The organism is Caulobacter sp. UNC358MFTsu5.1 (assembly GCF_000712075.1).
Lineage (GTDB): Bacteria > Pseudomonadota > Alphaproteobacteria > Caulobacterales > Caulobacteraceae > Caulobacter.
Genome location: NZ_JONW01000005.1, coordinates 579,194 through 603,310, shown reverse-complemented (window position 1 = coordinate 603,310; position 24,117 = coordinate 579,194). Strand labels below are relative to the sequence as shown.

At 67.9% G+C, this 24,117-nt stretch carries 16 protein-coding genes and 1 tRNA gene; 9 read left to right on the top strand and 8 right to left on the bottom strand.

The window, feature by feature from the left end; all coding sequences use genetic code 11:
* Positions 1 to 15: 15 nt before the first annotated feature.
* Positions 16 to 408, bottom strand: coding sequence for a response regulator (locus BR39_RS0104635; RefSeq protein WP_029908189.1), 393 nt, complete (start codon positions 406 to 408; stop codon positions 16 to 18).
* A 77-nt stretch (positions 409 to 485) separates the two neighbouring features.
* Entirely contained in the window at positions 486 to 2,942 is a 2,457-nt protein-coding gene (locus tag BR39_RS0104630; protein WP_051695184.1) for an ATP-binding protein, read from the bottom strand.
* Between the two features lie 190 nt (positions 2,943 to 3,132).
* Here BR39_RS0104630 and BR39_RS0104625 point away from each other — a divergent pair, with 190 nt between their 5' ends.
* From BR39_RS0104625 to BR39_RS0104610, 4 genes are all read left to right on the top strand, one after another.
* The gene (locus BR39_RS0104625) at positions 3,133 to 3,507 is read left to right on the top strand and encodes a GFA family protein (protein ID WP_156035579.1); all 375 of its coding nucleotides are present in this window, start codon (positions 3,133 to 3,135) and stop codon (positions 3,505 to 3,507) included.
* Between the two features lie 87 nt (positions 3,508 to 3,594).
* Entirely contained in the window at positions 3,595 to 6,576 is a 2,982-nt protein-coding gene (locus tag BR39_RS0104620; RefSeq protein WP_029908183.1) for a VIT domain-containing protein, read from the top strand.
* 170 nt (positions 6,577 to 6,746) lie between these two features.
* Entirely contained in the window at positions 6,747 to 9,089 is a 2,343-nt protein-coding gene (locus BR39_RS0104615; protein ID WP_029908181.1) for a TonB-dependent receptor, read from the top strand.
* Between the two features lie 78 nt (positions 9,090 to 9,167).
* Complete coding sequence (locus BR39_RS0104610) at positions 9,168 to 10,670, top strand: esterase-like activity of phytase family protein (RefSeq protein ID WP_035018160.1); 1,503 nt, start codon at positions 9,168 to 9,170, stop codon at positions 10,668 to 10,670.
* On the opposite strand, the gene BR39_RS0104605 is transcribed toward BR39_RS0104610, so the two are convergent.
* The 3 genes from BR39_RS0104605 to BR39_RS0104595 all read right to left on the bottom strand — a co-directional run bounded on the left by BR39_RS0104605 (position 10,667) and on the right by BR39_RS0104595 (position 13,618).
* Positions 10,667 to 11,041, bottom strand: a complete 375-nt coding sequence (locus tag BR39_RS0104605; RefSeq protein WP_029908176.1) for a response regulator — start codon at positions 11,039 to 11,041, stop codon at positions 10,667 to 10,669. The two genes, BR39_RS0104610 and BR39_RS0104605, sit on opposite strands and share 4 nt — an antisense overlap.
* The gene (locus BR39_RS0104600; RefSeq protein WP_035018158.1) at positions 11,038 to 12,201 is read right to left on the bottom strand and encodes a sensor histidine kinase; all 1,164 of its coding nucleotides are present in this window, start codon (positions 12,199 to 12,201) and stop codon (positions 11,038 to 11,040) included. Before BR39_RS0104600 ends, BR39_RS0104605 begins: the two co-directional genes overlap by 4 nt.
* A 130-nt stretch (positions 12,202 to 12,331) precedes the next feature.
* On the bottom strand, positions 12,332 to 13,618 hold the full coding sequence (locus tag BR39_RS0104595; RefSeq protein WP_231499419.1) for a dicarboxylate/amino acid:cation symporter: 1,287 nt from the start codon (positions 13,616 to 13,618) through the stop codon (positions 12,332 to 12,334).
* A gap of 124 nt (positions 13,619 to 13,742) precedes the next feature.
* Between BR39_RS0104595 and BR39_RS0104590 the strand changes: the two genes are divergently transcribed.
* Positions 13,743 to 13,819: transfer RNA gene (locus tag BR39_RS0104590), tRNA-Arg, on the top strand.
* Between the two features lie 198 nt (positions 13,820 to 14,017).
* Here BR39_RS0104590 and BR39_RS27420 read toward each other — a convergent pair.
* The 3 genes from BR39_RS27420 to BR39_RS0104580 all read right to left on the bottom strand — a co-directional run bounded on the left by BR39_RS27420 (position 14,018) and on the right by BR39_RS0104580 (position 16,856).
* Positions 14,018 to 14,281, bottom strand: a complete 264-nt coding sequence (locus BR39_RS27420; protein WP_369795630.1) for a DUF6527 family protein — start codon at positions 14,279 to 14,281, stop codon at positions 14,018 to 14,020.
* Between the two features lie 62 nt (positions 14,282 to 14,343).
* Positions 14,344 to 15,741, bottom strand: coding sequence for a ThiF family adenylyltransferase (locus BR39_RS0104585; RefSeq protein ID WP_029908171.1), 1,398 nt, complete (start codon positions 15,739 to 15,741; stop codon positions 14,344 to 14,346).
* Positions 15,738 to 16,856 carry a multiubiquitin domain-containing protein gene (locus BR39_RS0104580; protein ID WP_051695182.1) on the bottom strand — a complete coding sequence of 373 codons (1,119 nt, stop codon included), beginning with the start codon at positions 16,854 to 16,856 and terminating at the stop codon, positions 15,738 to 15,740. Before BR39_RS0104580 ends, BR39_RS0104585 begins: the two co-directional genes overlap by 4 nt.
* 475 nt (positions 16,857 to 17,331) lie before the next feature.
* On the opposite strand from BR39_RS0104580, the gene BR39_RS26055 reads away from it, so the two are divergent.
* From BR39_RS26055 to BR39_RS0104565, 4 genes are all read left to right on the top strand, one after another.
* Positions 17,332 to 18,489 (top strand): ImmA/IrrE family metallo-endopeptidase, encoded by a 1,158-nt coding sequence (locus tag BR39_RS26055; RefSeq protein WP_081916537.1) that lies wholly within the window; start codon positions 17,332 to 17,334, stop codon positions 18,487 to 18,489.
* A 472-nt stretch (positions 18,490 to 18,961) separates the two neighbouring features.
* Positions 18,962 to 20,242 carry a Druantia anti-phage system protein DruA gene (locus BR39_RS0104575; RefSeq protein WP_197026642.1) on the top strand — a complete coding sequence of 427 codons (1,281 nt, stop codon included), beginning with the start codon at positions 18,962 to 18,964 and terminating at the stop codon, positions 20,240 to 20,242.
* 7 nt (positions 20,243 to 20,249) lie between these two features.
* A complete protein-coding gene (locus BR39_RS0104570; RefSeq protein WP_029908165.1) occupies positions 20,250 to 23,045 on the top strand; it encodes a hypothetical protein in 2,796 nt (931 codons plus the stop codon).
* On the top strand, positions 23,042 to 24,106 hold the full coding sequence (locus tag BR39_RS0104565) for a hypothetical protein (protein ID WP_029908164.1): 1,065 nt from the start codon (positions 23,042 to 23,044) through the stop codon (positions 24,104 to 24,106). Before BR39_RS0104570 ends, BR39_RS0104565 begins: the two co-directional genes overlap by 4 nt.
* The last annotated feature ends 11 nt before the right edge of the window (positions 24,107 to 24,117 follow it).

Sequence of the window (24,117 nt, the reverse complement as noted above, 5' to 3'; positions counted from 1 at the left end):
CAGGCGCCCCGCCGCCTACCCCAGCACCAGCCCCGCGTCCCCCCGCCGGGCGATCAGGTCGCCGATGGTGGTGAACAGGGTGGAGAGGTCGACGGGCTTGCGGATGACGTCGTCGGCGCCGGCGGCCTGGCAGTCGGCTTCCAGTGTGGCGCCGCCGTCGGCGGTGACGACGATCACCGGCAGCTGGGCCTTGGCGTCGGAGCGGGTGCGGATCTCGCGGATGGCGGTCAGGCCGTCCATGCCCGGCATGCGCAGGTCCATCAGGATCAGGTCGTAGGCGTTGGCGTCGATCATCGCCAGGCCGGAGGGCCCGTCCTCGGCCTCGTCCATGTCGACCCCGCCGGCCCGCAGCATCTCGGCGACGACCCGGCGGTTCATCTGGTTGTCCTCGACGAACAGCACCCGCATCGCGGACGATCCCCGGTTTCGTGAAAAGGCGGCCCGACCTGGCCCGCCCCCAGACCAAACAAGAGTTTAGACCGGGTTCAGACGGTGGCAACCGTCCTGGCGTCGGGTTCGTCGGCCGCCCGCGTCTCGAGCAGGCCGCCCAGGGCCTCGACCAGGCCCGCGGCGGTGACCGGCTTGCGGACGATCAGGGCGGCGCCGGCCGACAGCAGGGCGGCCTCCGCCTCGCCGTCCGGGCCTTCGGCGGCCTGGGGCAGCAGCACCGCGACCGGGGCCGGCGCCAGGGTGTCGCCCAGGGCGGCCAGGGCGGCGGCGCGCGCCTCGGGGCCGTCGCCCAGCCCCGCCGCCTCGACCAGGGCCAGGTCGAAGCGCTGGCCCTGGGCCGCGTCCAGGGCGTCGGCGAGGCCGGCCACGGCGGTCAGCTCGCGGACCTTTGGGCGCAGCACCGCGGCGACGACCGAGCGGGTCAGCGGGTTCGGATCGCAGAACAGCAAGGCGCAGTCGCCCAGCGCGTCCGGGGCGGCGGACGGGGCCGCGCCCGACCGCCGCAGCGGCAAGGCGACGGTGACGGTCGAGCCCTGGCCCACCACGCTGTCCAGGCGGATCTCGCCGCCCATGGCGTCCGCCAGCCGGCGGCAGATGGCCAGGCCCAGCCCGGCCCCGCCGTGGGTCCGGGTGCGGCTGGAATCCACCTGGCCGAACGGCTCGAACACCTCGGCCAGCTTGTCGGGCGGGACGCCGGGGCCGGTGTCGGCGACCTGGAGGACCAGCCGCTCGCCGTCGGGGTCCTGCCGGACGCTCGCCGACAGCGACACCGTCCCCCGATCGGTGAACTTCACGGCGTTGGACAGCAGGGCGAACAGGATCTGGCGCAGGCGGCCCGGGTCCTCGACGATCCGCGCCGGGGCCTGGCTGAAGTCGCAGGTCAGGGCCAGGCCCTTGGCGGCGGCCTCGTCCGACCACAGCCGCGCGGCCTCGCGGCCCAGTCCGGGCAGGTCGAAGGCGGCGCGGTTCAGGGTGACGCCGTCGGTCTCCAGCCGCGCCAGGTCCAGGATGTCGTCGACCAGGGCCCGCATGGTCCGGGCGCCGGCGCCGACCACCGCGACGCGGTCGCGCAGGGCGGGGTCCAGGTCGGGTTGGGCCAGCACCACCTCGGTCATGCCCAGGATGCCGTTCAGCGGGGTGCGCATCTCGTGGCTGGTGGCGGCCAGGAACTCGGTCCGGGCCCGCACGGCCTTGGCCAGGGCCTGGTTGGCCTGGCGCAGCCGCTCGTTGGCGGCGCGGGCCAGGTTGCGGCCGCGCCGCACGCCCACCACGGCCGCCGCCAGGGCCGCGACCGCCAGGGCGGCGGCGGCCAGCAGCACGGCGGCGATCAGGTTACGGGCCCGGGCCAGCTTGACGTCGCGCTCCAGCTGGCCGGCCTTCAGCGCGGCGATGCGCGAGGCCTGGTTGGCGGAGTCGAACTGGGCGGCCATCAGGGCGGCGTTGGTCGAGGCCGCCAGGGTCTGGGCCTGGTCGTCCAGGCGTTTGAACGCCTCCAGGTGGGCCAGGGACAGCTCGGTCTGGCCCAACTGCTTGTAGGTCTTGTAGGCGGCCGCGTGCAGGTCGACATAGTCCGGCCCGGTGGTCTTCAGGTCCACGCCCGCGAACAGCGGGTCCAGCAGGGCGGCGGCCGCCTTGGGATGGCCGCGCGCCAGCTCGACCTGGACCGTGGCCTTCATCACCGACCGGCGGGCGTCGCGCGCGTCGGGCAGGGGGCGCAGCAGGGCGTCGGCCGCGCCGATCAGGCGCCAGGCGGCGTCGGGATGGCCGCCGTGGACCTCGGCGATGGCCTGGTTGGCGGTGATCCGCGCCTCCAGCTGGGGGCTGCCCATCGCTTGGGCGATCTTGCGGCCGCGCTCGAACTCGACCACCGCCCGGCCGTACTGCTCGCCGTCCATCAGGGCGTTGCCGATGTTGTTGGCCGCGCTCAGCTGCAGCAGCTGGTCGGCCGGATAGGCCTCGGCCGACTGGGCGTAGTAGTGCAGCACCTTCTCGTAGTCGTGGGCGTCCTGGTAGATCGAGCCGATGTTCTGCAGGGCCACGGCCTGGCCGCGCGGATGGCCGGCCTTGCCGAAGATGCGGTAGGCGGCCTGGAAGTCGCGCAGGGCCAGCTGGACCTGGCCGCGGGCGGCCTCCAGCGCGGCCTGGGTCATCACCAGATCGCCGTGCAGCTTGCTGTCGGGGGCCTTGGCGGCGGCCACGGCCAGGCCGGCGGCGATCACCGGCGCGGCCTCGTCGGGACGGTCCAGCCGCAGCAGCGCCTCGCCCTGCAGCCACTGGGCGGCGGCGATCTCCTGGTCGCGGCGGGGGCCGGCGTCGGCCTTGGCCAGGGCCAAGGCCTGGGTCGAGAGGGTCAGGGCGGCGCCGGGATCGCCCATCATGGCGGCCTTGGCGGCGTCCAGGCGCGCATCGACCGGGCCGGCGGCCGCCACGGGGCCGGCGACCAGCAGGACGGCGAGCGCCGCCGCCGATCCGATCCGCTTGCTGTCGATCATGCCCCGCCCGTTCGTCGCCGACGTCCGGCGAACCTCCGGAGGATGTTCGCGAGCGCGTGATGAATTCGTAAACCGGGACGATAGCAGGCCGGGCCGCGCTCCCGGGCCGTGACCGGACGTCGCATGCTGACCCCGCTGGCAGCAGGAGCCGCCTAGGCTGGCGGACGTTGTTCCCGCCAGGAGAAACGCCATGACCGACCTGCCCCTCAAGGCCCGCTGCCATTGCGGCGCCACCCAGTTCGAGGTGACGGAGGCGCCGACCGAGCTGACCGACTGCAACTGCTCGTTCTGCTCGCGGCGGGGCGCGCTGTACGCCTACTACAAGCCCGCCCAGTTCAAGCTGACCACGGCCCGCGACCGGGTCTCGACCTATCAGTGGGGCCACTATCTGGGCCAGCACCACCACTGCGCCATCTGCGGCTGCCCGACCTATTCGGAGTTCCCCAGCTTCGACAGCGGCCAGCCCGACTTCGACGACCCGCGCATCAGCATCAACGCCCGCCTGTTCGTCGACTTCGACTGGGCCGCCCTGCCGGTGCGCAAAAACAACGGCAAGGCTTATTGAGGGTCGCGGCTCCGAACATCTCTTGTCTACACGTGTAATATGCGCCTAGGCTCCTCGTCATAAGGAAGAACGGGGAGACGTCGGGTCATGAAGGTTGTCCTGGTCGCGGCGGTGCTGGCCCTGTCCAGCGTCGGCGCATGGGCGGCGGAGACCGCCAATCCGCTGCTGGTCGCCCGTCCGCGCGGGGTGGAGACCGGGCAGCAGAGCCAGGCCCTGAAGATCGCCAAGCTGGACGTCGACGTCGTCCTGGTGGGCGGCCTGGCCCAGACCACGATCTCGGCGCGCTTCGACAATCCGACGGCCCAGATCATGGAAGGCGACTTCACCCTGGCCCTGCCGGCCGGGGCGGTGGTCAACGGCTACGCCCTGGACGTCAACGGCCGCATGGTCGACGGGGTGCTGACCGGCAAGCGCCAGGCCAAGCTGGTCTATGAGGAGCGCGTGCGGGCCGGGGTCGATCCGGGCCTGGCCGAGGTGACCGCCGACAACAGCTTCCACACCCGGGTGTTCCCGATCCTGCCGGGACGGGGCCGCACCATCCGCCTCAGCTATGTCAGCCCCCTGGCCGCCGACGGCGGCTTCGACCTGCCGCTGTCGTCGTCGGCGGTGGTGGGCGAGATGAAGGTCGCGGTGGCCGCGCCGTCCGCCGTCGCCGCGCCGTCGCTGGCCGCGCCCGGCGGCCTGAAGCTGGACTGGACCAGGGACGCCGCCGGCGGCTGGACCGCCTTGGTCGCGGCCAAGGACGTCGCCCTGTCCGGCGCCCTGCGGGTGGGTCCGTGGAACGCGGCGGGTCCGCTGGAGCTGAGCCGTCACGCCAACGGCGAGCGGTTCTTCGAACTGCGCCTGCCGTTCGACGCCCAGGCCGCCACGGTGCGCCGCCTGCGCGTCTACTGGGACCGGTCGCGCTCGCGCACCGGCGACGACCTGGCGGCCGAGATCGCCGTGCTGCGCCGCTATGTCGAGGCCGCGCGCCCGGGGGCGGTGGACTTGGTGACCTTCGCCGACGACGCGCCGCGCGCGGTGACCCTGTCGGCCCCGACCGGCGAGGCCCTGGAGGCGGCGCTGAAGGCGGTGACCTACGGCGGCGCCAGCTCGCTGAAAGGCGTGTTCGCGGCCGGCGCCGGCCAGGCCGACACCTGCGTCGTGGTCTCGGACGGCCGCATGACTCTCGACGGCTGGGACGCGACGCCGCCGCCCTGCCGGACCTTCGCCCTGTCCAGCGCCAAGGGCGCGGACCGCAACTTCCTGGCCGCCCTGGCCGAGCGTGGCGGCGGGCGGCATGTGGACCTGTCGTCCGTGACCCCGGACGCCGCCCTGGCCCGCCTGACCGCGGCCGGGACGCCCGGCTTCAGCCTGAAGGCCGACGACGGCCAGGCCGTCGATTATCGCCTGGTCGCCGGTCCCGCCGGCCGCTGGTGGATCGTCGGCAAGGCACCGGCCGCCGGCGGCCTGGTGTTCACCGGACCCGGCGGCGCGCGCACTTTCCGCCTGGACGGGCCCGTGCGGGCCTTCGACGGCGCGGGCGTGCTGTGGGGCCGCGACGCGGTGGCCGGCCTGCTGGCCACCGACCGTCCCGACCGCGACGAGGCCCTGGCCCTGGCGCGGCGCTACAACGTGGCGACCGAAGAGGCGAGCTTCGTGGTGCTCGAGAACGTCCAGGACTATGTCGACGCCGGCGTCGCCCCGCCGTCCTCGGCCGGCGAGGCCCTGATCGACGGCTACCGCGCCGCCATGGTGGCGAAGAAGACGGCCGACGCCCAGGTCCAGGCCGCGCGCCTGGACAGGATCGTCGCGACCTGGACCGCGCAGAAGGCCTGGTGGGACAAGACGTACAAGGCGCCGAAACCGAGCCCCGCGCGCGACGTCGTCCAGCCGCGCCCAGGCGTCGCCCCGCCCGCGGTCATGGCGGCGCCGATGGACATGGCGCCGTCGCTCCCGTCGCCGATGCCCACTCCGCCGCCTCCGCCGCCTCCGCCGCCGACGGCCTATTCGAGCGAGAGCGTCGAGGAGGTCGCCGTCACGGCCGCCCGGCGCCAGCAGTCGCAGTCCGTGGCCGTGGCCCGCGCCGCGGCTTCCTCGGACGCCGCGTCGGCGGAGTCCGAGCCGACGGAAAGCCGCATCGTCGTAGCCGCCGCCGCATGGAACCCCGACCGGCCCTATCTGAAGGCCCTGGCCGCGACCTCGGGCGAGGCCTGGCGTCCGCGCTACGCCGAACTGGAGAAGTCGTACGGCGACGCCCCGGCCTTCTATTTCGACGTCGCCGAATGGCTGGCCCGCTCGGAACGCAAGACCCAGGCGGCCGCCGTCGTGGTCAGCGCCCTGGACGTACCCGGCGCCGACGCCAAGACCCTGATCATCGTCGCCGACCGCCTGCAGGCCTATGGCGACCTGGACCGGGCGATCTGGCTGCGCGAGCGGATGCTGTTCCTGGAGCCCGACCGTCCGCAGCCCCGCCGCGACCTGGCCCTGGCCCTGATCGCGCGCGGCGACCGCACCAGCGGCAAGGCCCGCGAGGCCGACTACCGCCGGGCGCTGGACCTGCTGAACGCCGTCGTCGTCCGCCCCTGGAACCGCGACTATGACGGCGTCGAGGTCATCGCCCTGATGGAGGCCAACCGCCTGATCGCCCGGATGAAGGCCCTGGGCCTGACCCAGGAGGTGCTGGACCCGCGCCTGGTGGCCCTGCTCGACGTCGATATCCGCGCGGTGCTGGAGTGGAACACCGACAAGACCGACATGGACCTGTGGGTGGACGAGCCGACCGGCGAGCGGGCGATCTACAACAACCCCAACACCGCCATCGGCGGCCGGCTGTCCAACGACATGACCCGGGGCTTCGGCCCCGAGGAGTACCTGCTGCACCGCGCTCCGGACGGGACCTACGTGCTGAAGGTCAATGTCTACGCCGCCGACGTCCTCGACCCGAACGGCCCGAGCACGGTGCGGGTGCGCCTGTTCCGCGACTGGGGCCGCCCCAGCGAGAAGCAGGAGACCTTCACCATCGAGCTGAAGAAGGGCGACAACGGCCCGATGACGGTGGGCCGGTTCGAGATCGGGAAGAAGAAGTAAGGCCGACTCCGGCGAGCGGCGCCCCCTTCTCACCCGGGGGTTGTCGCTCGCCCGCGACAGCCTGCGGCTGCGGCAAAACTGTCATCAAGCTGTGAAATAGACGCGACGTCGGAACAACCGGCGCCGTGGAAGCGAGTCCCTGCGGCGCTCTTGCCTGTGGGGACGTCTGAATGTTGCTGAGATCCGCTAGCGTGGCGGCCATCGCCGCCTGCCTCATGTTCGCCGCGCAAGCGCACGCGGCGGACGCGCCGCCCGCGGCCGCGGACAGCAACGAAGTCGATCAGCTGGTCGTCGTCGGCAGCGGCCAGACCCGCTCGGTCTCGACCCTGCTGCCGTCGCAGCTGGACGTGCTGCCGCCCGGGACCAGCCTCCAGAAGTCGCTGAACCTGCTGCCGGGCGTCAGCGCCCAGTCGATCGACGCCCTGGGCGTCAACGAGCAGTCGCTGTCCCTGCAGGTGCGCGGCTTCAACACCACCCACCTGGGCTACACCCTGGACGGCATGCCGCTGGGCGACGGCGCCTACAACAACTACAACGGCCTGACCGTCAGCCGCGCCCTGATCTCCGAGAACCTGGGCCGCGCCGATCTGGCGACGGGCATCGCCGGCCTGGGCATCGCCTCGACCAGCAACCTGGGCGGCGCGCTGCTCTACACCTCCAGCGACCCGCACAAGGACTTCGGCGTCTCGGTCAACGGCACCGTCGGTAGCGAGGACTCCGCGCGCACCTTCCTGCGCATCGACAGCGGCGAGCACGGCGGCCTGTCGGCCTATCTGTCGGGCCAATACAGCCAGCAGGACCTGTTCGTGAACCAGGGCGCCTGGAACAAGTCGACGGGCAAGCAGCTGAACGGCAAGCTGGTCTACCGGATCGGCGAGGTCGCCAAGATCACGGCCTTCGCGGACGTCTCGCGCACCAACCAGGCCGACGACGCCTATCTGTCGAAGGACATGCTGGGCCGCCTCGGCTGGGACTGGGGCGGCTATGCGCCGGACTGGCAGTCCTATCTGGGCGTCGCCTACTGCTCGGTGACCGCCCCGACCGCGCCGACCAAGTGCGTTCCCGCGCCGTCGCCGCAGAAGAACGCCGACGTCACCTTCACCAACGGCCAGATCCTGCGTAACGACGAGCTGTACTACCTGGCCGGCGACTTCAACATGACGCCGTCGCTGCTGCTGCACGTGCAGGTCTACAACCACACCGACAAGGGCGCGGGCAACAACTGGATCACCGGCTGGTCCACCCAGGGCACGACGTCCACCGCCGACGACCTCCCGGTCCAGATCCGCGACACGCGCTACACCATCGACCGCACCGGCGTGGTCGCCAGCCTGGGCTGGACCGTCGGCGTCCACCACATCCAGGGCGGCCTCTGGCTGGAAGACAACACCAGCAGCGCCGCGCGCTACATCTGGACCAACGTCACCGACCCCTTCAGCCTGGCCCGGTTCCTGGACGGCACGCCCAACACCGCCCAGTGGGTGCAGCAGACCGACTGGACCACCCAGCAGTTCTATCTGCAGGACACGGTGACCCTGCTGGACGACGCCCTGAGCATCGATTTCGGCTTCAAGAGCACCGACGCCAAGTCGGACGCCCAGGCCATCCGCGGCATCGCCCTGGCGGCCCCGCCGGCGTCCAGCCAGTTCGCCAGCGGGGTGCTGCACGCCAAGGACAACTTCCTGCCGGAAGTCGGCGCGCGCTGGCGCATCGCGCCCGGCCACGAGGTGTTCGCCAGCTACGCCGAGAACATGGCCATGTTCCAGGGCGGCTTCAAACTGGGCCCGCAGTCGGTCTCGCAGGCCGTCTGGGACGCCCAGGGCAAGTACCTCAAGCCCGAGACCTCCAAGAGCTTCGACGCCGGCTACCGCTATGTCAGCGGCCCGCTGCAGGTCTCGGCCTCGGCCTACCTCGTGGATTTCGACAACCGCCTGCTGCAGTACAATCCCTGCCCGACCAACCAGCAGCAGAACCCGGGCTGCGGCAACTCCTTCCACAACGCCGGCAGCGTCACCAGCAAGGGCCTGGAAGTGGGCGTGCTGTGGAAGCCGCTGGCCTGGATGGACTGGTACAACTCGGTCTCGCTGAACAAGACCACCTACGACGACGACCTGAACTGGTGCACCACCACCTGCGTGGTCAAGGAAACGTCCGGCAAGCAGCAGGTGGATACGCCCAAGCAGTTGCTGGCCAGCTCGCTGACCCTCCGGCATGACGGCTTATGGGCCACGCTGCAGGGCAAGTACACCGATCGCCGCTACTACACCTACACCAACGACCAGAGCTTCGGCGGCTACACCACCTTCGACCTGGGCGTGGGCTACAAGTTCGACGGCGCCAGCTTCGCCAAGGGCGCGAAGGTGACGCTGAACGTCACCAACCTGACCAACAAGCGCTACGCGTCGAACTTCGACAGCAGCGTGTTCGCGCCGGACGACGCGGCGGGCAGCATCCTGGTGTTCCACGCCTCGGCCCCGCGGCAGGTCTTCGCCACGGTCGGCTTCGACTTCTAGGCGTCCACGCGCCCGCGCGAACCCACCATCGGCGGGCGGCTTAGCGGTCGCCCGCCGCTCCATGTTCAAGGAGACCCGATGCGCCGTTGGATCTTGCTGGCTCTCGCCGCCGCGACGCTCGCCGGCGCCGCCCAGGCGCAATCCCCGACCTACCTCGTCAAGCACTGGAGCCAGGCGGCGGGCGACGAGACCGTCACCTTCCAGGGGCGGACCTTCGTCAACCACGGCCTGGTCGCCGTGGGGCGGCTGGACGCGGCCACGCGGGACTTCAAGGGCGACACCCTGGGCTCGTTCTCGGGCATGGCCCTGCGGTCCTGGCGCCGCCTGGCCGACGGGACCTACGAGGGCCAGCTGCTGACCCTGCCGGACCGGGGCCCCAACGGCGTCGGCTCGGTGGCCGGCACGGTCGACTACGCCAACCGGCTGCACGCCCATCGCCTGACCCTGGCCGGCGGCAAGCTGACGATCACCCCGACCGGGGGCTTCCTGCTGAAGGACCAGACGGGCCAGCCGTTCACCGGCAAGGATCCCGGCCCCAACGTGCTGACCCGCGACGGCGTGCGCTATCCCTCGCCCGCGACCGGGGAAGGCGCGGGCAAGATCAGCCTGGACTCCGAGGCCGTGGCCTATCTGCCGGACGGCGCCTTCTACGTCTCCGACGAGTACGCGGCGGGCATCTACCTGTTCGACAGGACGGGCCGGCAGATCGGCGCGATCCAGGCGCCGCCGGCCCTGCTGCCGATGCGCAAGGGCCAGATGGACTTCACCGCCGAGAGCGCGCCGACCACCGGCCGGCGCAACAACCAGGGGCTGGAGGCCCTGGCGGTCACGCCCGACGGCAAGCGCCTGGTCGCCATCCTGCAGAGCGCCACGATGCAGGACACAGCCGGCTCGAACGCGGCCACCCGCAACAACACCCGCGTCCTGGTCTACGACATCTCCAAGAGCCGCACGCCCAAGGCGCCGATCGGCCACTACGTGCTGCAGCTGCCGGTCGTGCGCGAGAGCGGCGACGGCCAGGCCGCCGACGTCACCGCCGCCCAGTCGGAGATGCTGGCCCTGAACGACCACCAGTTCCTGGTGCTGGCCCGCGACGCCAACGGCCGGGGCAAGGGCTCGACCAAGGCCCCGGTGTTCAAGGCTGTCCTGCTGGTCGACACGACCGGCGCGACCAACCTGGCGGGCGGGCCGTACGAACAGGGCGTCCAGCCCGTCGCCGCCGACGGCGCGCTGGCGGCCGGCCTGAGGCCGGTCAGGCAGGCCGAGCTGGTGAACCTGCTCAACCCCGTCCAGCTGGCGCGGTTCGGCATGAACCTTTCGACCGCCCCGTCCGACCGGTTCAGCCTGTCGGAGAAGTGGGAGGCCATGGCGCTGGCGCCGGCGCTGGACCCGGCCGCGCCGAACGACGTCTTCCTGCTGGTCGGCAACGACAACGACTTCCTGACGGCCAAGGGCCAGGTCAACGGCCAGGCCTTCGACGCGGGCCTGACCAACGACAAGGGGGCGGGCGAGGGCGACAACGACAGCGTCATCCTGGTCTATCGCCTGACCTTGCCGGCCGGCGCGCCAGGCGCGCCCTAGGCGGCCTTGCCGAACGCCTCGACCGCATCCTTCAGCAGGACGGGATTGATCGGCTTGTTCAGCACCTTCACGTCCTCGAAGCCCTGGCGCGGCAGGGCGCCGTAGCCGGTGGCGAACACGAACGGGATGCCGGCGGCGCGCAGGCGCTCGGCGACCGGGAAGACCATGGTCCCGCCGATGTTGACGTCCAGCACCGCCCCGTCCAGGGCCGGCGGCGGCGCGACCGCGTCCTTCAGATAGGCCAGGGCGTCGTCGACCGCGCCGAACGAGCCGGAGATCTCGCAGCCGAAATCGGTCAGCAGGTCCTCGACCATCAGGGCCACCAGGGCCTCGTCCTCGACGATCATGATGCGCGGAGGATGGGCGGTCATTCGGGCGTTCTCGCGATCGGGCCGGCCACGATCCGGTCTGACAGCGGCGCGCGCAGCCAGTAGGTCAGGCCCTTGGGCTGGTAGGTCAGTTTGGCCTCGCCGCCCAGGTCGCGGGCCACCCCGCGCTCCAGCAGCTTGGTCCCGAAGCCCTGGCGCTTGGGCACGAACACCGGCGGGCCGCCGCGCTCGACCCATTCCAGCACGAGGTTCCGGACCCCTTCCACGTCCTCGATCCGCCAGACCACGGTGACCTGGCCGCTGGCCGCCGTCAGGGCCCCGTGCTTGGCCGCGTTGACCATCAGCTCGTGCAGGGTCATGTGCAGCGCCACCGCGGTTTCCGCCGTCAGCGAGATGGCGGGGCCGCGCGCCGAGAAGCGCGGGTCGGCCAGGCCGCCGAACGGCTGCAGCGCCGCCTCCAGCACGTCGCGCAGGTCGGTGCGGCCCCAGGCGCGGCGGGTCAGCAGCTCGTGGGCCCGCGACAGGCCCATCAGCCGGGACTCGAAAGACTCGGCGAAGTCGGCGGGCGAGGGGGCGGTGCGCAGGGTCTGGCGGGCGATCGACTGCACCGAGGCCAGGGTGTTCTTCACCCGGTGGTCCAGCTCACGCAGCAGGAAGGTGCGCCGCTCCAGGGCCTCGTTCAGCGAGGCGTAGAGGTTGGCGTTCTCGATGGCCGCCGCCGTGGCCCGGGCCATGGCCTCCAGCTTCATCACCGTGTCGACCGACGGCGTCTGGCCCACGGCCCAGTAGGCGCCGATCGCGGCGATGGGGTCCTTGGCGCGCACCGGCGTCATCACCAGGCTTTTGACGAAGGTCGGGCGATAGGCGTCGTGCGGGATGCGGTCGTCCAGGTAGATGTCGGGGATCACCACCGTCTGGCCGTGGATCATGGCCCAGCCCGAGATGCAGGCGGTCATCGGGAAGCGCTGGCCCTTCCACATCGGGCCGATGGCGTCCTCGTCCAGGTACCAGCACAGGTCGCCGTCGCGCAGCACGAAGCAGACGCCGTCGGCCCCGGAGATGCGCCGGGCGGCCGAGCGGACGACCGCGGCGACATCCTCGATGGTGCGCGTGGCCGACAGCGCCTCGATCGTTTCGACCAGGGTGATCAGGGCGGCGTGGTCGGCCTGTTCCGAACGCTCGGCGTTCGCGACGTTTAACACTCTTGGCGTCCCAGATACGCGTGTCCCCGAGCCGCCAGCCTAGCATCGGCCGATGTCGCGGCAAGGTGGAGTCTATGCTTAACGCTCGTCGAACGCGGTCATCCGGCGCCCCGCCGGAGAAACCGCGCGTTCAGTCGGCGGGCAGTTCCTCAACGACTTCAAGGCGCGAAGCGTTGGGACCCTGGGACAACTCCCGCGACAATCGGTCGCGATCCAGCGCCCCCTCCCAGCGGGCCACGACAAGCGTGGCCACGCCGTTGCCGACGAAGTTGGTCAGGGCCCGGCACTCGCTCATGAACCGGTCCACGCCCACCAGCACGGCCAGGGCGGCGATGGGGATGTCGGGCACCACCGCCAGGGTCGCCGCCAGGGTGATGAAGCCCGCGCCCGTCACCCCGCTGGCCCCCTTGGAGGTCAGCATGGCCACGCCCAGCAGGCTGGCCATCTGCAGGAAGCTGAGGTGGGTGTTGGTGGCCTGGGCCAGGAACAGGGTGGCCAGGGTCATGTAGATGTTGGTGCCGTCGAGATTGAAGCTGTAGCCCGTGGGCACCACCAGCCCGACCACCGACTTCCGGGCCCCCAGCCGCTCCAGCTTCTCGATCAGCTGGGGCAGGGCGCTTTCCGAGCTGCTGGTGCCCAGCACGATCAGCAGCTCTTCGCGGATATAGGCCAGGAACTTCAGGATCGAGAAGCCGCAGGCCCAGGCGATGGCGCCCAGCACCACCAGCACGAAGACCAGGGCGGTGACGTAGAAGGTGGCCACCAGGGCGCCCAGCTGGATCAGGCTGTGCACGCCGTACTTGCCGATGGTGAAGCCCATGGCCCCGAACGCGCCCAGCGGCGCCAGCTTGACCACCACGTGGATGATCCCGAAGAACAATCGGGCCAGGTCGCTCATGCCCGCGGCCATCCGGTCGCCGAACTCGCCCATGCGGGTGCAGGCGAAGCCCGTCAGGACGGCGATCACCAGCACCTGCAGCAGGTTGCCCTCGGCGAAGGCGCCGAAGAAGGTCTCGGGGATCAGGTGCAGCAGGTAGGCGACCAGCCCCTCGCCGTGATGGGCCTTCTCCAGGTAGCCGGCGGCGATCTTGGGATCGAGGTGGGCCGGGTCGATGTTGAAGCCGTGGCCAGGCTGCAGGATGTGGCCGACCAGCAGGCCCACGAACAGGGCCAGGGTCGAGACCACCTCGAAATAGACCAGCGCCTTCACGCCCACCCGGCCGAAGGCCTTGATGTCGCCCATGTGGGCGATGCCGCCCGCCACGGTCAGGAAGATCACCGGGGCGATCACCAGCTTGACCAGCTTGATGAAGGCGTCGCCCAGCGGCTTCAGCTGCACCCCGACGTCCGGCCACAGCGCCCCGACCAGCACGCCCAGGGCGATGCCGATCAGCACCTGGACATAGAGCGTCTTCAACGGCCGCAGCAGACCCATGGCGTATCCCCCCTTTGAACGACGCCGCGGCGACCCGTGAAGCTTTTCCGGCCCGGGGTTCGCATGCCCGGAAACTTGCGCTATGCACCCTGACCCGCGCAAGCGTGGCCCGGTAGCTCAGCAGGATAGAGCAGCGCTTTCCTAAAGCGAAGGTCAGGGGTTCGAGTCCCTTCCGGGCCGCCAGGCGGCTGTCGTTGCAACCTAACGCGTACCCATTTCCAACTTAAGACCGTCAATAATGCGAGGCGGTCGCAAGTGGTGGGGCGTGAAAGCTCCGCGGGCGACTGACCTGCGCCAGCGCAAGACCGTGGACTGACATGCGTCCCGACGCTCGCCCTGGGCGCTCAGGGGCGAGTGTCGTCCGCGACCGGCCGCCCGAAGTCAGCACCAGTAAACGCGGCCGTTCTTGAGCCAGAAGTGCGAACAGCATCCCGACTTCAACCATACCGAGGGCGAAAGTGACGGGTGGCCGAGTTGGTCAATTTCAACCGACCAGCGTGGCTTAGCCGCCGGCAACAGCATGAGTTCGATGGTGCGGCCACAGCCGCAGGGACACCTCAGCCCAACGCACCAATCTTGGCCATCCTCGCGAGCCAAGAAGAGGTCTCGCCCCCGAAGGACCGACGGAAGAGAATCCCCTTCCACCGTCTTGATCCGGCGTGGCGGGCAAACGCTCGACCAGAAGCGGATCCACTTCGACGAACCGATCACAATGCCCCCGCCGGCCGCGCCAATCGCGGCAAGCCCAGGAGCGGCTCTTGGGCACCGACGGCGAGAATGGGATTGGCGGACCGGCCAAAATCGTCTTCCGCCATCAGCGTTTCATCACCGACAGCAAGGCTGAACCGGGTCTGGGCGTAGAGCCGATTGGGTTCGTGCCTGAACGGATATTGCCTGGCGATGAACTCAAGTACGCACGCAGATGCGGCGCGCATGTTGAGCGCGATGACCGCCGGTGCCTCCTCGACAATGCCCTTGATGTATCCGGCGTCGATTTGTTGTTGGTGCCCGACTGGATCAGCCTTCCGATCATATTCGGCTTGCAGCGTATCGGCCGTGTAGATGCGGCGATCCTTCAAGGTTGAACCACCGGGTTGGACATAATCGATGCGTCCGCAGACGTCCGCGATCTGCGCCCCCTTCGGTGACATCCGCGTCGGAATTGTCACGCCAACGTCAAACAACGGGATGGCGAAAGCAGCGGCGATCCGATCGGCGAGATGCCTCGCCTCAAGCGTATCGACGCAGGAGAAGAGGACATCGCCCTGGCTGGCGGCGAGAACCGCGTCGCGTTCGGCGATCGACATCGGAACCGCCAAAGCGACGTCCTCACCCCGGTAGGTGGCGACGGCGTCAGCAAACATCCGCGCCTTATTGCGCTCGGCGTTAGCGTCCGCAGTGGTCGCGTTGAGAATTCGATTGAGGTTTTTGAGTTCGACGAGATCGAAATCGATCAGGACGACACGACCAAAGCCAAGCCGGGCGACCTGTTCAGCAATGATCGAGCCCGTGCCCGACACGCCAATCACCACCGCCGTCAAGCGGGCCAACTCCGAGGTCATGCCAGCCGTGAACGCGATGGGACGTGGGGCGGGGCCGGTGAGAGTCGCGCCGTCGCACCACCAGATGCGGATGTCGTCGCCGATCACCATGGCCGCGCTGATCGGCGTGACCTTCATCGCCCGATTGTAGAGACGGGCGCGAACAGAACCATCGGGGGTCATGATAGCCGAACCGTGCGCCTCGCCGTAGGCCTGAAAAATGCAGGGCAGCAGTTCGCGGTCGCTACGATCGTCCGCCTCGGAGAAGTCAAACAGCCCCCCGGGATGCGAATGGATGGGGACCAAGACATGCCCCTCGTCCTCGCCGACGGCGATCGCCTGCTCGACGAAGTCACTGGGCCAGGTAATGGTGTCCACCGTCCGCTGTTTACAGGCGTCATGCGGCACCAGGATCACGTGCTTCACGATCAGCCGGAGCCTAGGTCCGGGCGTGCGAGCGCACACCAAGACCGCCGCGGCTTCCAGCCCGTCCCCGGGGAAGAGATGGGCTTGAAGATCCGCATGGAGCGATCCGGGAAAGGCCAGACAGGTCCAGGCGATCATGCGACCACCTCCTTTTCAAGAGCCTGCTCAACCAGCGCCAGTTGCGTGACGATGTTATCGATGTTCGGGTCCCACTGAACCGGCGTGCGGTATCGCGACCAGCCGGTGTAGACCCGGCCGGCAATCTCGCTGTCGGGGCGCGGATTGGGGATTTGGCGCCCGTTGGTCAGCTTCAGCGGCGGATAAGTGAAAAAGCCGTAGATCGCCGCGCCGGGATAGTCCGGCGGGATTTCGAGCGCGAGGATGACCCGGTCAACCTCGTAGCCCGGCAAGACCGGGTAGTTGTGAATCAGCAACCAGCGGCGCTGCCCTTCAACGACCGTCTCCCACCGCAGGCCAAGGCGATTGAGATGGGCTTCGTCGACGGCCAGGAGCGCGAACGCACGGCTCGGCTGCGCGGGCGCTTCACCGTTGTTCACGTCGTCCTTCATCAGCCGCAGCTTCTCGATCCCGGGAGTGCGCAGGTCGACCACGTCGTCGGCGCTGATCGGGACGGCGGGCGCCCGCACCACCTTCAGGATGATGCGCCAGTCCTTGGGGTCGAAGCCGGCCAGGACAAGCGCGTCACGGGCGATGATTGTCGGCGTCGACAGCGTCAGCGGGACACCATGGACATTAAGGGTCCAGGTCTGCTTTTCCAGGCGCAGGTGCTCAACGCCCTCCTTGGAGATGTCCACGATCACGTCATCATCCAAGACCACCGGCCCGTGGGGGCCATCCAGGACCAACTGCTCGTTCGGCTTGGCCTTGGCGAGGAACTTGATATGGCGCGCAGCGAGCGTCTTGTAAGGCCAAGCGAGTTCCAGACGATCGACGAAGACACGGTTCAGAGCGCTGGCGCCGGTAAGCACGAAGAACCGCTCGACGCCCGAGGCGGTGAGATCGACCGTTTCGTTCATGCGCAGCGATTCAAGTTCTCCAGTCGGCAGGTGCTGCAGAACCACCACATCATCGGCGGGGCGGATGCCGGCGGCTTCGACGATCTGCGAACCGACGACCTTCGCATCAGCGATATACGCCGTGGCGAAGTTGAACTCGGCATCGCCCGTCTCGATCGCAAATCCGCCGGCGACGACACCATCGACAAGGGGCTCTTCGGCCTTGGCTTCAATCATAACATTGGTCCTTTCCGACCCTACGGCGCCATCAAAGGCGACAGTGAAAATGTGAGTTCCACATCCGGGAACCCACATGCAAACAGCTGCCACAACGACGCGAGGAGCGCAATATGCGTTCCCGCATGTGGAACCAATTTTCTTGCGCTACTACTGCGGGTATGCAACGGTGCATGAAGATCATGGGTACGCTCCGACTCGCATCCGCCGCCGGGGGGCGAAGCACGGATGCGAACGCGCGAGCACTCGGCGCGCTTTGCGCAGAACTGATCGATGCGAGTTGGAAGTCAGTTGAAGACGTGCGTGCTGCGTACCCAAGCGCTCTGGTCGATGGCGCGAATGTCACCATCGTCGTGGGGCCGCAGTGCTTCGTTCGGCTCGTGGTGAACTACAGCACAAGCATCATCTTGATCGTCGGCGTGGACTCAGTGGCAAGAACCGAGCAACGTCCGACGCGCGGAAGAGGTAAGGCGAATTGACGATCACACCTATTCGCTCGGACGCCGACTACGAGGTCGCGATGAAACAGGCGAGCAGCCTGATCACGAAGACCGACCGGGCGTCAGTTGATCAACTCGAAGTGCTGCAAATGCTCATCGAGCGCTGGGAGGCCTCGAAGATGCCTCCGATGGCCACGACGGCGGCGGACGCCATCCGATTCCGTATGGATCAGGCTGGGCTAAAGCCGCGCGATCTAGCGCCGTACCTTGGTTCTAAATCACGCGTTTCCGAGATTTTGACCGGTCAGCGGCAGCCGACCGTCGATCAAATTCGCGCTCTACATCAGCACCTTGGAATTCCTATCGCCTCTCTTATCGGCCCGATCCGGCATGAGCCCCCCAAACGCGCCTCCACGGGATCTCAGAGTGCGATCGAGAAGCTGCGGAGCCTGGGCTTCCTCAAACCGAAAGAAACCTGGGACGCGTTCCTGGCGCGCACCACGAACCTGTCTCCGGCAATGGCGATGTTGAGGAAGACACGGACCGATAGGACTAACGCCAAAACGGACTTTGCCGCGCTTGAGGGGTGGTGTGGCGCCGTTCTTCTGAAGGCCGAAACCGCAGACATTCCGTCGAAGCGAAAGAAAGCTCTAACGGGGAAAGACGCTCGACGCCTGGCCGCGCTGAGTGTCCATGATGACTGGCCAGAGCGGCTCAAAGCAGAACTGGCGGCGCTTGGGATTGTTTTTGTTGTTCTAGAGCACCTGCCAGGAACCTTCTTGGACGGCGCGGCCATTTGCCGGCACGACGGCACACCGATCATCGCGATGACTTTGCGCCACGATCGTCTAGACAACTTCTGGTTTACGCTTTTACACGAATTCGCACATGTGTGCTGTCATCTGGGACCGAACGTATCGGTCATCCTGGATGATCTTGAGGTCAGCAGCTCAGATCAGATCGAAGCGGAAGCCGACGCGTTCGCGCGCAATGCTCTAATTCCTGACTCTCTATGGGCGTCTCACGCCTCGCCGGAGATGTCGTCCGAAGACATCATCGAGCTTGCGGAGCACGCCAAAGTCCATCCTGCGGTCGTCGCCGGCCGCTGGCGCTTTGAACACAGCGACTATCGAAAGTTCAGCCGACTGCTGGGACGCGGCGAGGTACGCGCGTCGCTCCTTCCAGAAACTTAGTGTTAGGCGACATCAACCCCGAAGCGTTGGCCTTAGGCCAGAGTCTCAGCGTGCATCAAGGCCGCACCGCAGCCGGCGAAGGTCCTCACTGCATCGACGCTGCACCCGACGCATAAGGCCGGGAGACTGGCGCGCCTGTCGCCGTCCACCGCGCTGCCTTCGGTGGAATCCAGCCATTGGCGACAATTGTCTCAGCGGCATTTTGACTGGACTGGGACATCATGTGTCTCCCGTTGAGGATGCAGGGCTTACGGCGCAAATCGCGCCGCAAACCCGACGGCCGTCGGCGAGACCGAAGAAGGCGCAGAATACAGCCGGGTACCATTGATAGCGAACCGCATCAGAAGCCCCGAACTCAATATGATGCTGCTCACCGGCTCGGTTAGCCCTTCCCCTGCTGACACGAGATGACAGCCGAACCAGAGCAGGCCTAATTGACCACCCTCCGAGGTTGTGCGCCCTGAATATTATAGTGCAAGCTCCAGTTTGGAGCGGTGATCACATCCCGCTGGATTCGATGGTGGCGGGAGGCGGCGGGGACAGTGTGAGTGATCAGCCAGGGAGCGTCGCAAGACCTTTTGACAAAGAAGCCGCGCTCAAGCGGACCATACGACGCCATTTCAAAACTCTGGGCTTCACCAAGAACTCGGAGGGCGAATTGGTGCTGCCCGGGGAGGGCAAGACAGTTGTCCGCCAGTTGCATCGCGCCCAGCGCCGCAGTCGGCTGCAGGACGCCCAGCCGTTTTTGGAGCGCGCGCTTCCGCGGGCTTTGCCCTATTTCGCCGATGGGGCGGAAATCGACGTCAATCACGTCCGATTGACGCTGCGTGTCGTGAAATCCGATACACTTGAAGCGGATATCTTCCGGGTCGCGACCATGACGTGGTCGGTTCCAGTCTCGGTAGGGTTTGGCCGCCGGATGCGGTACCTGGTCTGGGACGAGGCGCACGACCGGCTGGCAGGTGTGATCGCCCTGGGCGATCCGGTCTACAATCTGTCCGTCCGCGACCATGCGATTGGTTGGACCGTGCATGATCGCGCCGAGCGCCTAGTTGGCTTGCTCGACGCTTACGTGCTCGGAGCTGTGCCGCCCTACAGCTTCCTCCTGGGCGGCAAGGCAGTCGCGTGTCTGATCCGTTCCCGCGACGTCTATGACGACTTTAAAGCCAAGTACGGCACAACGGTGGGCGTGATCTCCAAGACGGAGAAGTCCGCAAATTTGCTCGCCGTCACGACCACGTCGTCCATGGGCCGATCGTCGGTCTACAACCGCCTGCGGCTTGAGGGCGAGCCGTACTTCGAGCGCATCGGCTTCACGATCGGCTGGGGTCATTTCCACATCACCGACGCGCTGTTCGAGCAGATGCGCGATTTTCTACGCGAACGTGACCATGCCTACGCTGATCGCCACGAGTTTGGCGAGGGACCCAATTGGCGGCTCAGGACGATCCGGGCGGCGTTGAAGGCCCTCCGGATCAACGAAACGGTCTTGAAGCATGGCATCCAGCGCGAGGTGTTTGTCGCCAAGTTGGCAACCAACGCCTTCGACGTATTGCACAACGGCCAGGCAGAACCCGACATCACCGGACTGCGAACGGTCGCTGAAATCTCGGACATGGCGGTGGCACGCTGGATGGCCCCGCGCGCGGAGCGTGGCGAAATCGACTATCGCAGTTGGACGCGCGCGAAGATCCCGCGCCTGATCCGCGGCCTGGTCGAACTCCCTGGCGCCGACCTTCGCCGGACTGGATAGGTCCCCGATGCTGGATACCCTCCAAATCCAGCTTGAAGCGCACTTCGCGGCGCTGGCCGATCTGCGAAGGCCGGCGGGCTATCCCGTCTACGCCATAGAGCATGGCCAGACCGAGGACATCATCCGGGCAGCGCGCGAGGCGGCGTCACTGGAACACCGCACCTACGGGCTTCGTCGCCAACATTGGCTGGTGTGGGTCACTTTGGCCGCGGAAGCGGGCTACGGCTACGACGGTGACGAATATTGGCCGTCGTTGGAACTCACAGCTGGAGCCTGGCGCGCCCAGACGGACCGCCAAGTGCTCCGCGCTTGGTTTGAGCGGTTCCAGCGAGAGTTCGCTGGCCCCACCCCAGAAGGGCGCTGGGCGCAGCACTTTAGCATAATCGCGTGGCCGATCGCCGGCGCTCTATTGCCCAAGTATCTTCAAGGCCATTTCGCCCGCCATCTCTTCCATATCCGCTATGGACTCAGCCGGCTCGCCGACGCGGGCGCCGACGAGATCGGCGCCTATCTGGCCGCGACAGGCGACCAGCGGTCGGCGCGCTATGACGATTTCTTGGAACAGACCGATCTGACGGGTCGGATCGTGCTGGCGCTTCGCGACGAGGATCTGAACGAACTCGTACCACGGATCATTCCAAACACCCTGTCGCGCATCGTGGCCGACCTTGAGGGGCGGCGAGAAGCCGGCGAGTTCCTGCGCGCGGCGCGGCAAGTTCTTCGGTCGGCGCGCGGAGTCGCCGCGTCGACGCTCGCCGGTGACGGCAAACCCCGGTCGGGCTTGGCGAAATCAGACGACATGGTTCGGCCCCCACGCCTGGTGGCTCGTGTCGCGGATGGGGCCACCCAGCTTGGCCTGCACATGCCCGACTTTGCCGCAGCGTTTAAAAAGGCCGCACTGGCCCCAGCGGCCCTGGGCCGGATGAGGGTCCGACAGCACGGCGAAACCGAGCGCTGGGCTCCGGGTGCAGTCCTGCTCTCATGGTCCAACCGCGAGGTTCCGCTGGTAAGCTTTCCCGAAGCGGGCGACTCGGCGATCGAGTTGGAGGGCGCATCGGGTGCCGTGCTCCCGCTCCTTGCACCGCTGATCACTCTCGAAGACCGTCCGTTGTGGCTGTTGCGGCGCCACGAAGACAATGCGTACCGACAGGTCGCCGGCAATCAAGTCCGGCCTTCCCAAGGCTACGTGGTGGTGGCGCGCGGAGCCGTTCCGGCCGAACTCGCTCGTTCCTTGGCCATGCGTTCGACGACCACGGGTTTGACGGGTGCCTTCGCCTACGCCTTCAAAACCCCGCCATCGATTTCACAGGCCTATCGGACCGCGCTGAAGCAGCTGGGTCTCGGCTATTCGCTTCGAGCGCGGGTCGAACCTCTTGGCCTCAACCCTGTCGTCCGTCGCGACTTCGACGGCCCGAGCTGGGCGGCCGGCGAGGAAGTGATGTTGCGGCTCACTGCGGATTTTCCGGCCGCAGAATTCATCCTCGACTTGGACGCTGGCGGCCGGAGTCGCTTAGCAGCGGCCGACGCCGCGATCCTTGTGTCGCTGGGCGCCCTACCCGTCGGCCGCCATACCCTCAGAATTTCGGCCGTTGCCCGCAACGCGACCGCAGACGGCGCCATCGACGTCAGCCCTGTTGCTTTCGATTTCGAAGTGTTCGAACCGCGTCCCTGGACCGACGTGGCGTCGGAGCGGGCGGGCTTTCGCGTTCTCCTGGACCCAGCCAATGCGAGCCTCGAAAACGTGCTGACCGGTCACGCCGCAGTGTCGCTCTATGGCCCGTCTGGGCGGCGGGTTAACTGGCGTCTGGAGACGATAGACGCCAGCGGCCAGGTCGCGGGTGGCGGCCCGCTCACCCAGATTTCCCTGCCCATGGGCGAGAATGGGTTCGCACCCGCCCTACGCCGCCTCAAGGAGTATTCGGACGCTATCGACGCCGCCCACCGCGTGGATCTGGTTGCGGAGCTGGATGAACTCGGGCGACAGACCGTCCGGTTCCCGCACCGCGTCGAACCGCTGCGGTGGAGCCTTGACCCGGTTCGGCAGCATTTGCGACTGATCGACGAGACGGCCCACGACGAGGACGTTCGCGTGACGCGGATTGACGTCGCCTCACCAGCCCGTTTCCGCACCGCCAACGCCAGCGATCTTGTCGCCGGCATCGACATGCCAGGTCCCGGGGCGCTCTACAGCGCCACCTACAAAGGCGAGCGTTACATAGCATTTGCGTCAGTTCCGGTCACCGAGCGCCTCTCCGCCTTTTCCGAGCTCGGCTTGCGCCAGGACTGCAGTCCTGGCTCAGACGAACCCGCGCCAGCGGTTGTGACGCTGGTCGCAGCACTGCAGCACTGGCGACGCGCCCGTCCAATCGGGCGCCTGGCCGCCGTTCGGAAGACCCAGACCCTGGCCGGCCTCTACGCCGAATTGCGGCGCACGGCCTGCGGTGCAAATTGGACGGCTTTGCTTGGGACTGTTGCGACACCGACCTTGGAGCGAGCTCAAGGGGGCGTCGGCGGATCACCAGGCTTTGGGTGGCGGATGCGGACGACCGACTGGGTGAATTTGCCCTGGCCCCGAGTCCGAGCGGAGCTCTTCCGTCACGCGCAGCACTACAGCATCACCTCTGATCGAGACTTGGCGAATCAGGCGGCCACCTTGGCATTCAGACCTTGGAGATACCGGCCGCCCGCTGGCCTCAACCCTGCTGAAGCGATCGGACGCCTGCTCGCTGTCCGTCCGCTGGTTCGAGGCGCGTTCCTCGCCCAGGCGACAGCCCCCGCAATCAAGGGGGCGGTCGCGGCATGATTCAGTTGCTGACCCTCGCCGGCGTCCTCACCAGGACAGCGCGCGCCCTGGCTCTCAGCGGGCCAGGTGTTTCGCCGGAGGCGCTCGCTGCTCAGTCGCTGCGCCGGGCAGTCTCGGCGCTTGCGCCTTGTTCCCGAGCGGACGCGCTCCACTTCGCGCGTGAACCGCTGGTCGGCGTCATCGGCGAAGATGGCGAATGGTACGACGCAATCCTCGACGCCCTTATTGCCTACGGGGATGTTCTTGAGGTGACGCCGCAGGATGGCGACGCCTGGCGCACCGGCAGTTTGGTCCTGCGCCCAGCACCCCCGAGCTTCGTGCGGCGGAGCAACGGCGATCTGATCATTTTGGGCGTGGCTGGTGATCAACCGACCGCATTGCTGGGCGACCTTGCAGCCCATGTGCAGCACCAAGGCCCCTTGCGCAGCCTGCGGCAGCCGATGGCCGCTACGGTGATCGACCATTTGAAGGCGCTAGGCCTTGTCGAACTCCCCGAGACAGCATGGCTGCGCGCGCCCGTCAGCACCTCGGCCAGGAGCTATTCCGACTCTAGCCGCGGCGAGCTGTCAAAGACGCCGCTGGCGACTGCGCCGGTGGAGGGTTTGACCCTCATTGATCCCGAAAGTCCCGTGACCTTCTATGCGGGCCGTTGGCGCCCGCCCGCGTCGAACGACACGGGTGTCTTCGTGGCGCGGCGCCAGCAACTGTTCGGTGTGCGGCCTTGGTGCCTGGTCGAGCTGGAGCGCGGCGAGCCCAGACGGCTTCACGATCTCGTCCCGACTGACAATTGGGAGCGGCCGTGCGATTTGGCCTGGCGTATCCAAGCCGCCTTCGACGCCACCGCCAACAGCCCTCAGCAGGTCAGGCCTTCGACCTCCGGCGAGGACGTGGATTTGGCGTTCTTCTCGCCGTTGCCGGCCTTCGCCGAGCGACGACTGGCCGTCAAAGGGGACAAGTCGTCCCGCGCTGGCTGCCTCTTCGCCTACACTGTTCCAGCGGCCGCCGCAGCCGACGAGCTCGCTGCGCTATCCGAAAAACTCTGGCTGACAGAAGCGCAATGATCTCGCCGGTG